General features: G+C 71.5%; 11 protein-coding genes. 7 read left to right on the plus strand and 4 right to left on the minus strand.

Annotated elements, in window-relative coordinates; all coding sequences use genetic code 11:
• The 4 genes from HDC93_RS18375 to HDC93_RS18390 form a co-directional block, all read right to left on the minus strand.
• Window positions 1–258 (minus strand): acyl carrier protein, encoded by a 258-nt coding sequence (locus tag HDC93_RS18375; RefSeq protein ID WP_185011980.1) that lies wholly within the window; start codon window positions 256–258, stop codon window positions 1–3.
• A 113-nt stretch (window positions 259–371) separates the two neighbouring features.
• Window positions 372–2084, minus strand: a complete 1713-nt coding sequence (locus HDC93_RS18380) for an acyl-CoA dehydrogenase (RefSeq protein ID WP_185011981.1) — start codon at window positions 2082–2084, stop codon at window positions 372–374.
• Window positions 2081–3757: an acyl-CoA dehydrogenase gene (locus tag HDC93_RS18385; protein WP_185011982.1), complete on the minus strand. Its 1677-nt coding sequence runs from the start codon at window positions 3755–3757 to the stop codon at window positions 2081–2083. Before HDC93_RS18385 ends, HDC93_RS18380 begins: the two co-directional genes overlap by 4 nt.
• Window positions 3754–5508, minus strand: coding sequence for a fatty acyl-AMP ligase (locus HDC93_RS18390; RefSeq protein WP_311774573.1), 1755 nt, complete (start codon window positions 5506–5508; stop codon window positions 3754–3756). The genes HDC93_RS18385 and HDC93_RS18390 overlap by 4 nt, the downstream gene beginning before the upstream one ends.
• 139 nt (window positions 5509–5647) lie before the next feature.
• Here HDC93_RS18390 and HDC93_RS18395 point away from each other — a divergent pair, with 139 nt between their 5' ends.
• From HDC93_RS18395 to HDC93_RS18425, 7 genes are all read left to right on the plus strand, one after another.
• Window positions 5648–6607 carry an ABC transporter ATP-binding protein gene (locus tag HDC93_RS18395; RefSeq protein ID WP_185011983.1) on the plus strand — a complete coding sequence of 320 codons (960 nt, stop codon included), beginning with the start codon at window positions 5648–5650 and terminating at the stop codon, window positions 6605–6607.
• Window positions 6604–7491, plus strand: a complete 888-nt coding sequence (locus tag HDC93_RS18400; RefSeq protein ID WP_185011984.1) for an ABC transporter permease — start codon at window positions 6604–6606, stop codon at window positions 7489–7491. The genes HDC93_RS18395 and HDC93_RS18400 overlap by 4 nt, the downstream gene beginning before the upstream one ends.
• A gap of 26 nt (window positions 7492–7517) precedes the next feature.
• Window positions 7518–8705: an LLM class F420-dependent oxidoreductase gene (locus HDC93_RS18405; RefSeq protein ID WP_185011985.1), complete on the plus strand. Its 1188-nt coding sequence runs from the start codon at window positions 7518–7520 to the stop codon at window positions 8703–8705.
• The gene (locus HDC93_RS18410; RefSeq protein WP_185011986.1) at window positions 8692–9402 is read left to right on the plus strand and encodes a thioesterase II family protein; all 711 of its coding nucleotides are present in this window, start codon (window positions 8692–8694) and stop codon (window positions 9400–9402) included. Before HDC93_RS18405 ends, HDC93_RS18410 begins: the two co-directional genes overlap by 14 nt.
• 61 nt (window positions 9403–9463) lie before the next feature.
• Window positions 9464–10288, plus strand: coding sequence for an SDR family oxidoreductase (locus HDC93_RS18415; RefSeq protein WP_185011987.1), 825 nt, complete (start codon window positions 9464–9466; stop codon window positions 10286–10288).
• Window positions 10289–10382: 94 nt separating this feature from the next.
• On the plus strand, window positions 10383–13043 hold the full coding sequence (locus HDC93_RS18420; protein ID WP_185011988.1) for an amino acid adenylation domain-containing protein: 2661 nt from the start codon (window positions 10383–10385) through the stop codon (window positions 13041–13043).
• Window positions 13044–13126: 83 nt separating this feature from the next.
• Complete coding sequence (locus HDC93_RS18425) at window positions 13127–13510, plus strand: transposase (protein ID WP_185011989.1); 384 nt, start codon at window positions 13127–13129, stop codon at window positions 13508–13510.
• Window positions 13511–13695 lie beyond the last annotated feature (185 nt).

Raw genomic sequence — 13695 nt, forward strand, 5'->3', positions numbered from 1 at the left:
TCAGGCCTGCTTCCCGCCGACCAACTCGGACAGGGCCGTGCTCAGTGCGTCGACCGTCGGGTGGTCCCAGGTCAGGGCGTCATCCACGGTCACCTCGAACTCGTCCTCGATGTCGGCGGTGATGGCCAGCGCCGTCAGGGAGTCCAGGCCGTAGTCGGCCAGCGGCACGGACGTGTCGATGTCCTGCGGCGAGCGGCGCAGATAGGTCGCCACACGCTCGGTCAGCCAGGTGTGCACGTCACGGTTGCCAGCGGTCATGAGGGGGGTTCACTTTCTTGAGCGGAGGATGAGGAGCAGGCCGGGCGGCGGGGCGCGCCCATGAGGGCGAGCGCGTGCCGGACTGCGTACAGGCTTGAGGTGGCCGGTGGGCCTCAGACGGCGAGTGGTCTTCCGGTCAGGCCGAAGGAGCGGCCGGTGTCGCGGCGGTCCAGGAGTTCGGTGAGAAGCGTGTCCTCGACCTGGGCGGGCAGCGGTCCCGGCCAGCTCGGCCCGCGGGCCGAGCGGTGCAGGGCCGCGCGCAGCCAGGCGGGGTCGGCGAGGAAGTTGCCAGGATCGGCGTGCCGCCAGACCTGGACGCAGGCGGTCCGGGACAGCAGGCGGACGTACGGGGTGACGAGGTCGTAGTACTCGGGGCGGGCGTCGACGCCGAGCTCCACGGGCGACAACTGGCCGCACGCGCCCGCCAGTTCGGCCAGTTCCCCGCGATCGGCGGCGATGACGTCCCGCAGGTCGGTGTGCTCGGGCGCCCAGGGCGCGTCGAGAAGGGCGTGCAGGGAGCCGGCGATCGGGTCGCGGCCCGCGGCGTGCAGCGCCAGTCGGCCGTACGGAAGCGGCGGCAGCGGCTCCGTGAGGGCGTACAGGGCGGCCGGGGCTTCCGTGCCGGGCCGGTCCCAGGTGCGGCGGGCCAGCAGGGGAAGCTGCGGGAGCAGGCTCATCTGGCAGGCGGCGCGCGCGATGTGGCCGAAGCCGACGGGGGCGAGGTCGCGCAGCAGCTTCTGGAACAGCGCGGTGGGGCCCTCGCGCAGGTAGAAGTGGGCGCCGAGGAGACCTGCGAGCCGGTCCATGGCTTCCAGCAGCAGTCGGGACACCTCGAACTTCACCGCGGAGGCGTACACGCTCGCCGCGCCGGGCACCACGTGCAGCGCACGGGCACCGACCGCGCCGAGCGCCTCGGCCCGCAGCAAGTCGGCGAAGACGCCGGCGAGCACCGACCGGACGTGCGGGAGGGCGGTGGCGGGGCCGCCATAGAGCTGACGCCGGGTCAGGTGGTCGACAGTGAGGCGCAGTGCGGTATCAAGGATTCCGGTGGCCATCGCGGGTAGGACCGTGCGGGTGATCTGGAGGGCCTTCAGGGCGGTCTCCAGGCCGGAGCCGACCGGGCCGAGGACGGCGGAGGCGGGCACGGGCAGGTCGTCGAAGCGCAGTCCGCCGAGTTGCACTCCCCGCATGCCCATGGTGCCGAAGCGCGGCAGGTCGGTCAGGCGAGCGGGGTCGGCGCTCGCGCGGTCGACGAGGACCAGGGAGTGGCTGCGCGGGCCGGGGCAGGGGTCGGTGCGGGCGAGGACGACCATGGCGTCGGCACGCGCGATGTTGGTGACGACCTCCTTACGGCCGCTCAGGCGCAGGCCGTCCGGTGTGGTGGTCGCTTCGAACTCCGTGCCGGCCATGTCGTTGCCGTGCGCGAGCTCGTGGAACGCGATGGCGATACGGCCGCCGTCCAGGAGCAGGCGGGCGGCGTGCTCCTTCTGGGGTGCGGCGCCCGCGGTCCACAGGGTGACGCCGGCGATGAGCGAGCTGGCGCCGTAGCCGAGGCCGAGCGCGGGGTCGCGTCGGTAGAGGGCGCGCATCATCTCGGAGAGGTGGTCGGCCCGTTCGAGACGTCCGCCGAGCTCGGGCGGGACGAACTCGGCGTTCAGTCCGTAGGAGTACAGCAGGGACTCTCCGGCAGCGAGCATCTCCGCGCGTTCGTCGGCGGCGAGGATCGCTGTGGCGCCGGTGGGGTTGGCCGGGTCGGAGAGGCTGCCGAGGAGGTGTTCGAGTTCGTCGGCTCGCTTGGGGGCGAGGCCGGACGTGGCGGTGGTCATGCGGCACCTCCCCAGAGGGTGAACTCCGTTGCGGGTGTGGCGAGTACGACGTCGGCCAGGGCGTCGAAGACGGAGGTAGCGTCGGTGCCGTGGCTGCCGGCGCTCTCTTCCTCACCGGCCAGGACGGTCAGGCAGGCCCGTAGCCACAGGCCGTACGTCCCGAGCCGGCCCGTGCGCAGGGGCGGGTTCTCCAGCCACAGCAGGAGGCAGGAGGCAGCGGCGTAGGCGCGTTCGTAGGCCTCGGCCAGGCCGAACGCGGTGCTGGGCAGTCCGCCCGCGACCGGTACGAAGTCGGCCGACTCCCGTTCCAGCCGGGCGAGTCGGGCGAGTAGCCGGTCGATGAGAGGGGCCGCCTGCGGTGGCCCTTGGTCGAGTATGCGCGCCGCCATGTCGGGCAGGGCCTGCACCGCGCTGCATCCCGTGACCGACAGCATCGTCAGACGGGCGGGGTCGAACGGGGGCAGGGGGGCGGTGAGGTCGGCGGCTGCTCGCAGGCCCTCGGCGTCGGTGCGGCGGCGGCTCAACTGACGTGTCAGGCGGGGCATTTGGTTGAGGAGGGCGGCGCGGTTGACAACCGTGCTGCCGTCGAAGATCGCGCAGATGCGGTGGTCGCGCTCCAGCTTGGCGAAGCCGCCGCCGGGCGGTGAGGTGAGGAAGCCGCGCACGCCGAGGAGTTCGCCGAGGGAGGTGAGGGTCTCCTGGGTAAGGGTCGGGACGTATGCCTTGGTGAGGGCCGAGATCGCGCTCAGCTCGCCGGGCAGGGTGTGCACCGAGCGGGCGGAGAGCACGCTCACGGCCTCGGCGGTCAGTGCGGCGGCGGCCGCCCGGCCGAGGATGCGCCGTATGTGCGGGACGTCGGCGAGGCGGCGACCGTACAGCTCGCGTCCGGTCGCGAAGTCGCGGGCCAGTCGCAGGGCGTGGTCTGCGGCGCCGAGGGAGAGCGCGGTGCAGGCGATACGGGTGAGCTGGAGCGTCTTGAGGACCACGGCGATGCCGTCGCCCCGCTCACCGACTAGGGCGTCGGCCGGCACCGGGGCGCCGTCGAGGGCGAACCCACTGATGTCGGCGCCGCGGATGCCATGCGTCCGGACCTTGGGCAGGTTGCGCCAACTTCCGTGCGTCAGCTGCCTCTTGTCCACGAGGAAGAGACTGAAGCCGCGTCCGCCGCCCGCGGGGTCGGTGCGGGCGAGGACACAGGCGAGGGTGGAGCGGGTGGCGTTGTTGATGAGCCACTTCTCGCCGGTGAGCCGCCAGCCATCCAGGTCCGTGTCGGCGGCCACCGCCGCGAACTCGCTCGCCAGCAGGTCGGCCCCGTGGTCGTGCTCGGTCAGCCCCCAGCAGACCGCCTCGCCGGCACGTACGCGCTCGGCGAGCCGGGCGGCCTGCTCCGGGGTGCCAGCCACCCACACCGGGGCGGCCCCGAGGAACGTCTTGCCGTGCGCGATGGCCACCGTCAGATCGCGGCGGGCGACGGCGCGCAGCAGCCGTACCGTCCGGCTGAAGTCGCCGTCCGGGGTGAGGACGTAGTGGGCGGCCAACCCGGCGTAGTCGAGGAGGCGGACAGCGCCGTCGGGGAACTCCTCGCGGTCGTCGAGTTCGGCGAGCGCGTTGGGTGCGAGGACGTCGTCCTCGTGGGTGGCGAGCAGGGCCTCCAGGTCGGCCGTGGTGGTCATCGTGCGGTCACCCGCCGGTGGTCGGTGAGGGCGGCGGTGAGCAGTGGGTCCTCGGCGAGGTGCAGGGTGTCCAGTTCGCCGGCGAGGTAGAGGGCGCGCATCGCGGAGCGCTGCACCTTGCCGCTCGTGGTGCGCCGTACGCCGGCGGGCCTGACGAGGGCGACGGCCGCGACCGGTACGCCGAACTCGCGGGCGACGGTCTGCTTCATGTCGACGGCGATCCCGCCAAGCCGTTCGGCGCCCCAGTGGGCGCGGATCTCGTGCACGGCGACGATCGCGGGAGCGGTGTCCACTCCGTCGTCGTGCCCGACCATGAAGGCGGCCCCGTGCAGGCCCGCCAACTCCTCGTGCTGGGAGCGCAGTTCGTACTCGATGTCCGCGGGGTGCAGATTGCGTCCGTGCAGGACGAGGACGTCCTTGCGGCGGCCGGTGATGTACAGGTCGCCGTCGAGCAGGCCGCCGAGGTCACCGGTGCGCAGGAACGGGCCGCGTCCGTCGCTCGTGCGGGCCTGGAACGTGGCGCTCGTGGTGCCGGCGTTCTCCCAGTAACCGGCGGTGACGCAGGGGCCGTCGAGCCAAATCTCGCCGATGCGGCCGGCGGGGAGGTCGTCGCCGGTGTCGGGGTCGACGATCAGTGCGTCGGATCCGCTCGGCGCCCCGCATCCGACGAGGACGCGGGACGGCTGCGTGCCGGTGGCGGGCCGCAGGTGCCGGTTCTCCAGGGCGGCGGCGTCGACCTCGGTGCGCAGGGGTGGCCGCCCGGCGGTGCCGGAGGCCATGAGCGTCGCCTCCGCCAGGCCGTACACGGGGATGAGCGCCTCGGGCCGCAGTCCCGCGGCGGCGAAACGCTCGGTGAAGGCGGTGACCACGTCGGCACGGACGGGCTCGGAGCCGTTGGCCGCCTTGAGCCGGGACAGGTCGAGCGTGGCGAGCTGCTCGTCGGTGACCCGGCGTACACACATCTCATATCCGAAGTCGGGTGCGGCGGTGAAGTTGACGTCACAGGCGTCCAGCATGCGCAGCCAGTGGTAGGGGCGGCGCAGGAAGGACATGGGGTCCATCTGGACGTATCCGTTCCCGCACAGGAGACCGGGCAGCATCAGGCCGATCAGCCCCATGTCGTGGTACAGGGGTATCCAGCCGCCATACGTCGTGGCGGTGTCGTTGCCGAACATGCGGACCATGCGGTCCACGTTGGCGACCAGGTTGCCGTGGGTGACCATGACGCCCTTGGGGTCGCCGGTCGAACCCGAGGTGTACTGGAGCAGGGCCAGGGTGTCGGGGGACACCTGGGGAGCGGTCCAGACGTCCGGGTCTCCGTCCCCGGCGTCGGTCGGGTGGCAGACCGCGCCGACGACACCTTCCTCGGCGATCCACTTCTCGACGTCCTGGAGGTCGCTCTCCTGCGTCAGGATGGCGCGCACCCCGGCGTCGCGGGCGATGGCGGCGAGCCTGCGGCGCTCGTGGCGGTAGCGGCCCGGCAGGGGGGCGGGGACGGCGATGACGCCGGCGTGGACACAGGCGGAGAAGGCGGTGGTGAACTCGATCCCCGGGGAGTAGAGGAGCAGGGCCCGGTCTCCTGGGGAGAGCCGCTCCTGGAGCCAGGAGGCGATGCGCCTTGAATGCAGATCGAGTTCCGCGCGGTCGCGCACTGTCCGTCTGATGTCGCTGAAGTCCGAGACGAAGGTCACGGCCGACTGCTGCGGATTACGCGCTGCCTGTTCCCTCAGCATCGTGATTAATTCTCGCACGACAGAAACCGTACAGAATCACGATCCTCGAACCAGTAGTGAAAGATTCAAGCAGCAGTCAAGCAATCCCATCGAACACACAAGAAACCTTGAACGTTCCGTGATCGACTTCGATTGTCGGCGGACGTAGAACGGATTTGTGCCTAACCCAACCGCGTCGGCCGTCGCCATACAGGGACTACACAAGAAGTTCAAGCAGAGTCACGCCTTACGTGGCGTCGACCTGAAGGTGAACACGGGCGAGGTCCTGGGACTTCTAGGCCCGAACGGAGCTGGAAAAACCACGCTGGTAAAGATTCTCATGACTCTCCTCAAGCCGGATTCCGGCCACGTTTTCGTGAATGGCTGGAATGTGACGGCCGAGCCGGAAAAGATCCGCTCTACGATCGGAATGGCTGGCCAGTATTCGACGGTCGACGGCCTGCTGACCGGGTTCGAAAACCTGTACCTCATTGCGAAACTGCGCGGCGTGGGCCGCCGAACGGCCCGCTGCGTCGCAGATGACCTGCTGTCCCGGTTCCGGCTCACCGACGTGGCGGGGCGCCCGGCCGGCACCTACTCGGGGGGTATGCGCCGACGGCTGGATCTGGCCGCCGCCCTCGTCGGTTCTCCGCCACTGGTCGTCCTGGACGAGCCGACGACCGGGCTCGACCCCGAAAGCCGGCTCGACACCTGGGAGGCGGTCGGTGAACTGGTCGCCGGCGGCACCAGCATCCTGCTGACCACCCAGTACCTGGAAGAGGCGGACCGCCTCGCCGACCGGATCACCGTGATCGACCGGGGGCGGGTCGTGGCGGAGGGCACCAGCGACGCGTTGAAGGCGGCCGCAGGCAACCGGCTCGTCGTGTGTGTCGCCGAGGACCACCAGCTCGACGCGGCGGCACACGCCGTGCGGGAGGCCACCGGCGCCACCCCGAGGGTGGACCGCCGTGCCCGGCGCGTGGCGGCGGCCGCCGCCGACGGCCGGGCCGCACTGGGCCGCGCCCTGACCGCACTTGAGGGCGAGCAGGTCGAGGTACTGGAGATCGGGCTGAGCCGCTGCACCCTCGACGACGTGTTCCTCGGCCTGACCGGCCGCACCCGGCAGGAGGCGGCGTGATGACGGCGACCGCCGAAGTGCGCACGCCCGGCGCCCCCCGCCAGGGGCCACCGGCGACCGGCACCTTCCCGACCGGCGCCCGACGCCGTCCCGCCCTGCGCGTGCTCGCCGAGAGCGCCGACCTCGCCCTGCGCAATCTGCTGCATCTGCGGCGCACGCCGGGACTGCTGATCACCTGTCTGGTTGAGCCGGTCGTCTACGCCATGCTCATCGGGTATGTCTTCGGCAACAGCCTGGGCGGCCCGGCCTATCGCTCGTACATGGTGGGCGGGCTGCTCGCCCAGACAGTGGCCTTTACCACCACCTTCACCACGGTCGGGCTCTCCAGGGACCTGGAACAGGGCATGGTCGACCGCTTCCGCACCCTGCCGATCTCCCGCGTGGCGCTGCTGCTCGGCCGGACCACGTCTGACCTGGCGACGTGCGTGGTGAGCGCGGTCGTCACCACCACCTGCGGACTACTGATGGGCTGGCGCCCGCACACCGGCCCGGTCGAGGTGGCCGCCGGGTTCCTGCTGGCGCTGCTGTTCTCCTTCGCGATGTCCTGGATCGGCGTGTTCGTCGCCCTCATCGCGCCGAACACCCAGGTGGCCGGGAGCCTCGGCCTGATCTGGCTGTTCCCGACGACGTTCGTCTCCTCCGCGTTCGTCTCCGGTTCTTCTCTGCCCGGCCCGCTGTCCACCGTGGCCGCCTGGAACCCGATCACCTCGCTCGCGGGCGCCCTGCGCCACCTCTTCGGCAACACGCCCCCGCCGGGCTTCCGGGTGCCGCACGACTGGCCCGCCCAGCACCCCGCGCTGTACACGGCGGCCTGCTCGGTGCTGCTGATCGCTGTCTTCGTCACGCTGTCGACCTGGCGCTACCGCACCCGCACGAGCCGCTGACCCGACCGCCCCGCACAGGAGCCCCCATGACCGTCCCCACCCTGCGCCTCGGCCTCAACCTCGGCTACTGGGTCGGCGGCAACGACGCCTCCAACCTCCCGCTCGCCTCGCTCGCCGAGGACCTCGGCTACTCGGCGGTGTGGGTCTCGGAAGCCTACGGATCCGACGCCGTCACCCTGCTGTCCTGGATCGCCTCCCGCACCTCCCGCATCGACGTCGGCAGCGCGGTCCTGCAGATCCCGGCCCGCTCGCCCGCGATGACGGCGATGACCGCGGCCACCCTCGACGCCCTGTCCGGGGGCAGGCTCAGGCTCGGCCTCGGTGTGTCCGGCCCCCAGGTCTCGGAGGGCTGGCACGGCGTCAGATTCGCCTCGCCGCTCGGCCGTACGCGGGAGTACGTCGATCTGGTGCGCCGCGCGCTGCGCCGCGAGCCCCTGGAGTACGCGGGCCGCCACTTCACGCTTCCGCTGCCGGACGGCCCGGGCAAGGCGCTCGCCCTCACCGTCCGGCCACAGCGCGAGCGGATCCCGGTCTACCTCGCCGCACTGGGGCCGAGAAACCTGGAACTGGCCGGGGAGATCGCCGACGGCTGGCTTCCGGTGTTCTTTTCCCCCGCCCACGCCGACCGGCAGTTGGCACCGCTCAAGGCCGGTCTCGCGAAGTCGGGGCGCACCCTCGACGGGTTCGACATCGCCCCAGGCGTGCCCCTGGTGACCGGCCCCGACTGGCGGGCCTGCGCACGCCGGGTGCGGGGGTACGCCGCGCTGTACCTCGGCGGCATGGGCGGGCGGGAGGACAACCACTACACGCAGCTGGCCCAGCGCATGGGCTTCGGCGCCGAGGCCCGTGCCGTGCAGGAGAGGTTCCTGGCCGGTGACTACCCGGGCGCCATGGCCGCCGTACCGCTCGAATTCCTCGACGCCACCTCGCTGCTCGGGCCGCGCGAGCGGATCGCCGAGCGGATGACTGCGTTCGCCGAGGCCGGCGCCACCACGCTCAACGTCATGCCGGTCGGCCCCGGGCTGCCCGGACCTGACCGCGCAGCCGGCGCGCTGCGCACCGCGGTCGAGGCGGCAGAGCTCGCCGGTCTACTCGCGTCCGACCCGCGCCACGGAGTTCCTGCGTCCGACCCGCGCCCCGGAAGTCCTCGCCCACAAGGCGTGCACGAAACACACCATTCACAAGGAGACACCCGCGCCCATGACCACGCATGACACGACCAAGCTGATCTGCCTGCCGTACGCCGGGGCGGGCGCCTCCTTCTACCGTCCCTGGACGGCGCTGGCCGGGGACTCGATGGAGATCGTGCCCCTGCAACTGCCTGGCCGCGAACGGCTGATCGACGAGGAGCCGTACCGGGACGCGCACCAAGCCGTCGACGGGCTCCTGACCGAACTGCGGGAGCGGCTCGGCGACGACGGGGGCAGGGTGGCCCTGTTCGGGCACAGCCTCGGCGCGGTGCTCGCCTACGAACTCGCGCACCGGCTGGCCGTCGAGCCCGGCGTCGAGCTGGTCCACCTGTTCGTCAGCGGGTCGCCGGAACCGGCCCGGGGGCGCGAGCGGCGGGCCACCGGTCTGTCCGACGAGGAGTTCCTCGCCCAAGTCGGCGAGTTCGCCGGCTACCACCATCCCGCGCTGGACGACCCGGAGATGCGCGAGATGATCCTGCCCGCCCTGCGCGCGGACGTCGAGATGCACGAGAACTACACGCCCTCCACCGGCCTCCCGCTAGACGCCCCGCTCACGGTCGTCCGGGGCGAGGACGACGACCTCGTCGGCTACGACGACGCCGAGTCCTGGAGCAAGGTCGCGGGCCGGGACTTCGAGCACGTCGAGGTCCCCGGCGGTCACATGTATCTCACCGAAGCCGCGCCCGCGCTGGTTCGGCTGATCGTCTCGACGGTCCTGTAGCCCCGCCCGCCGTCACCCGCCTGTCTTCCACCAATTCGCCTGATTCTTCAAGGAGTTCACGATGCGTCTGCACGGCAAGTCGGTCCTCGTCACCGGCGCCGCCCGCGGGCTCGGCAGGGCCACCGCGCTCGCCTGTGCCGCCGAGGGCGCCGATCTCACCCTGCTGGACATCTGCGCCGACCTGCCCGGGGTGCCCTACCCGCTGGGCACACCGGGGCAGTTGGCGCACACGGCCGCGCTGTGCCGGGAGGCGGGCGCGGCCGTCCTCACCGCCGAGGCCGACATCCGTGACCTGCGGGCCGTACGGGAGGCGGTGACCCGGGCCGAGGACCGGTTCGGCCGGATCGACGTGGCCGTCAACAACGCGGGCATAGCCGCGCCCTCGGGCAAACCGGTGCACGAGATCGACGAGGACGAGTGGTCCCTGATGATCGACGTGGACCTCTCCGGCGCCTGGCGGGTGATCCGCGAGGTGGGCAAGGCTATGAGCGCCGGGCGCGCCGGCAGCATCGTCAACGTCGCCTCCACCGCGGGGCTCGTGGGCTACCGGCACTTCGCCGGGTACGTCGCCGCCAAGCACGCCGTCGTCGGACTGACCAAGGCGGCGGCGCTCGACTACGCGCCGACGAAGGTGCGCGTGAACGCGGTGTGTCCGGGGTCGGTGCGCGACGACGCGCAGGCCGAGGGCCGGATGCTCGCCGAGATCGCCAGGGCGCTCGAAGTGCCGGTGCACGAACACGAGAAGACCTTCATCGAGGCGCAGCCGATGAACGCGCTGATCGAGCCCGAGGACGTCGCCGCCGCAGTGGTCTTCCTCGCCTCGGACGAGTCCCGTCAGATCACCGGCTCGGTCCTGACCGTGGACGGCGGTTTCAGCATCCGCTGAACTCACGCCCCGCAACCGCCCTTCCCGAACGACTCCCCGGACAACCTCTCCGGAACCCTCGGAACAACTCCCCGCGCCGACAAGGAGTACGAACGTGTCAGGCCCCCTCCGCCCCGCGGCCCGCTGCCACGCGGTCCGCGTCCGCTCGGACCGCTCGCCGTATCCGACGGCCCCTCCGGGACTGTGGATCGAGGACGTGCCCGTGCCGGCGACCGACCCGCTCGCCGAGCGCCGCCGCGCCGCCGAACTCGCCCGCCCGACCGAGGGACTGCGCAGGGTGCTGCTGCGCTACGCCGACGGCGCCTGCGATCTGGTCCTGGTGGCCGCGCGGGACCAGTGGGACCGGGCGGCTCTCGGACGGCTGGCGATCGGCGAGTCCGTCGAGCCGGAGGCCGGTGAGTCCGTCGGCCCGCAAGCGAGCCGCCCCACCACCGAGGCATCCGCACCCACGGCGTCCGTACTCGCACCCGCTCCCTCCTGGGGTTTGGCTGACGAACGCCCCGCCCGCCCGTACCTCTTCGCCCTCGACGACGGCGGCGACGAGGCAAGCTGGCTCGCCTCCCTCGCCGTGACTCTGCGCCGCCACGACCCCGAGACCACCCCGGTCATCGGAACCGACCACGGCACCTTCACCGTGCCGGAGGCCGCCACGCTCGGTGAGCTGAAGCCCTCCCCCGCGGATGGTCCCGCACTCGCCGGTCTGCTCTTCGACGAGGCGGAGCTTCCCGGCGCGTACGTGCCGTGCCTCGCACCGCCGTTCCCGCTCACCCTGTCGGTCTTCAAGGACGCCGACGGTTGGCGGCTGCGCTGCGACCACCTCAGCGGCCATGTCTCCACCGAGATCGCCGTGCAGTTCGCCCGGTACCTGGTGCGGGTGCACCGGATGATCCTTACCAAGCCCGAGACCGCGGTCGACGACGTCGCTCTGCTCGACGAGGCCGAACGCGACCGTGTAGCGGCACTCGGCCGCCCATCCCGCCCGCTGGTCACCACCCCGGTGACCGTACCCGAGGCGTTCGCGCGGATCGCGGGGGCGACACCGGAGCGCATCGCCGTGACCGAGGGCGCGGCCGGTCTCACCTACGGCGAGATGGACGAGCGGTCGACTCGGTTGGCCCGCGGCCTGCGGGAGCGCGGCGTCACGGCCGGCGACCGCGTAGGCGTCTGTCTGGAGCGCACCGCCGAACTCGTCGTCACCCTGCTCGCCGTACTGAAGGCCGGCGCGACCTACGTACCCGTCGACCCGGCCTACCCGGCGGACCGCATCGCCCACACGGCACAGGACGCGGGACTGCGGGTGATGGTCACCCGGCTACCGGAGTTCCCGGACGTTGCGGGCTGCGTGCCTGCCACTCCGGACGAACTGCTGGACGCCGCCCAGCAGTTCACTGACGCCCCGGTCCCGCCGACGGCCACCGCGCCCGACGCCGCCGCCTATGTCATCTACACGTCCGGCTCCACCGGCCGCCCCAAGGGCGTCGAGGTGCCGCACCGCAACGTGATCGCCCTGATCGACGCCACCCGCGAGGAGTACGGCTTCGGCACCGACGACGTGTGGACCTGGTTCCACTCCAGCGCCTTCGACTTCTCGGTGTGGGAGATCTGGGGGTGCCTGCTGACCGGCGGGCGGCTGGTCGTGGTGCCGTACTTCGTCTCCCGCGAACCCGACCGCTTCCGCGATCTACTCGAGGCCGAGAAGGTCACCGTGCTCAGCCAGACCCCGTCCGCCTTCGCCCAGCTGCTGGACGTCGACCACACCCGGGTCCCGGTCCGAATGGTCGTCTTCGGCGGCGAGCCACTGGATGCGCGCATACTGCTGACCTGGTTCGACCGGCACCCCGAGTCGGTCTGCCGGATGGTCAACATGTTCGGTATCACCGAGACGACGGTCCACGTCACCCAGCAGACCCTCACCCGGCGATTGGCACTCGCTGCCACCCGCTCCGTCGGACGGGCACTGCCCGGCTGGCACCTGTATGTGACCGACTCGTCAGGGCGGCTGCAGCCGCCCGGTGTGGCGGGCGAGATCTGCGTCGGCGGCGCCGGGGTCGCGCTCGGCTACCTCGGCCAGGCGGAACTGACCGCCGGACGCTTCGTTCCCGACCCCTTCACCAGCGGCACCATGTACCGCAGCGGTGACCTGGGACGCCTGCGCCCGGACGGCCACCTCGAACACCTCGGGCGCATCGACAGCCAGGTCAAGATCCGCGGCTTCCGAATCGAGCTGGACGAGATCCGCTCGGTGCTGCTGGAAGACCCGGATGTCCGGACGGCGGCCGTGGTGGTGCGGCGCGACGACCCGGACGACGCGGCCACCACCAGGATCGACGCTTACGTGGTCCTCTCAGGCGGCGATCCGGTGACAGTCCGCAAGCGGGCCGCGGGCATCCTCCCCGACTACATGCTCCCCACCACGGTGACTGCCCTGGACACGCTGCCGCTGACAGCCAACGGCAAACTCGACACGGCCCGGCTCCCCGCACCCGCGACACCCGCCGCGCCGGCCCGGGGCACCGAGCCCGTCACGGCCGAGGACGAGCTCACTGAGCGGCTGCGGCAGATCTGGAGCGAGGTGCTCGGCACGCCTGTCGGCCTGGACGACGACTTCTTCGAGTTGGGCGGCAACTCTCTGTTCGCAGTCCGCATCGGGGCCGTCATGCGCGCACAGGGCCTGCCGTCACTACGGATGCGGGAGCTGTACCGCCATCCGACCATCCGCGGCACGGTCACCAGCCTTGCAGCCTCGGACGGCTGAAGCCACCCTCTCTGTCAGCCTGTGGTGAGACGCCCCGCTTTGTCGGGTTAGCCTGAGAGGGCACGACAGGAGAACACCCCCTCATGACCAGCACCACGCCCGCCGGACCCGACCCGGCGCCCCGGCCGAAGCGCCGCACTTTCAGCCCCGAGTACAAGCTGCGGATCGTGGCCGAGTACGACGCCGCGCCCAAGAACGAGAAGGGCGCAGTCCTGCGCCGCGAGCGCCTGCTCCACTCGCACGTCAGGGAATGGCGGGCCGCGCGGGATGCCGGGGCCCTGGAAAAGCTGGTCGACCAGCGCACCAGCCCGGCGAGGCCGAAGAAGCCGGCGGCCGAGGCGGAGAACGAGAAACCTCGCCGCCAGGTGGAGCGTCTGGAGAAGGAACTGGCCCGGAACAAGGCCGCGCTGGAAGTTATGGGAAAAGTACCCATGACTGCGCTGCGCGCCGCCACCGTGGCGGGATGAGAATCCGGGGGCGCGCAACGCGTGCTGGGCGGTGGCTGGTTGGCTTCCCTGCGTCGCTTGAGTGCTCTGCCGCGCCGTTCGCATGCTGGTCCCGGGTTCGACATAATTCGACGGCCTAGAGCTCAGAATCTGGGGTCTGACCTGCGTAGATATGGGTGTGGCCGCCTGGAGGGCGTTTCTCTAGG

Origin of the sequence: Streptomyces sp. AK010 (genome assembly GCF_014207295.1) — a bacterium.
Lineage (GTDB): Bacteria > Actinomycetota > Actinomycetes > Streptomycetales > Streptomycetaceae > Streptomyces > Streptomyces massasporeus.

What these genes read in the sequence shown, in the direction of transcription:
- HDC93_RS18375 (WP_185011980.1), bottom strand. Translation starts at nt 258, where the DNA reads ATGACCGCTGGCAACCGTGACGTGCACACCTGGCTGACCGAGCGTGTG.
- HDC93_RS18380 (WP_185011981.1), bottom strand. Translation starts at nt 2,084, where the DNA reads ATGACCACCGCCACGTCCGGCCTCGCCCCCAAGCGAGCCGACGAACTC.
- HDC93_RS18385 (WP_185011982.1), bottom strand. Translation starts at nt 3,757, where the DNA reads ATGACCACCACGGCCGACCTGGAGGCCCTGCTCGCCACCCACGAGGAC.
- HDC93_RS18405 (WP_185011985.1), top strand. Translation starts at nt 7,518, where the DNA reads ATGACCGTCCCCACCCTGCGCCTCGGCCTCAACCTCGGCTACTGGGTC.
- HDC93_RS18410 (WP_185011986.1), top strand. Translation starts at nt 8,692, where the DNA reads ATGACCACGCATGACACGACCAAGCTGATCTGCCTGCCGTACGCCGGG.
- HDC93_RS18415 (WP_185011987.1), top strand. Translation starts at nt 9,464, where the DNA reads ATGCGTCTGCACGGCAAGTCGGTCCTCGTCACCGGCGCCGCCCGCGGG.
- HDC93_RS18425 (WP_185011989.1), top strand. Translation starts at nt 13,127, where the DNA reads ATGACCAGCACCACGCCCGCCGGACCCGACCCGGCGCCCCGGCCGAAG.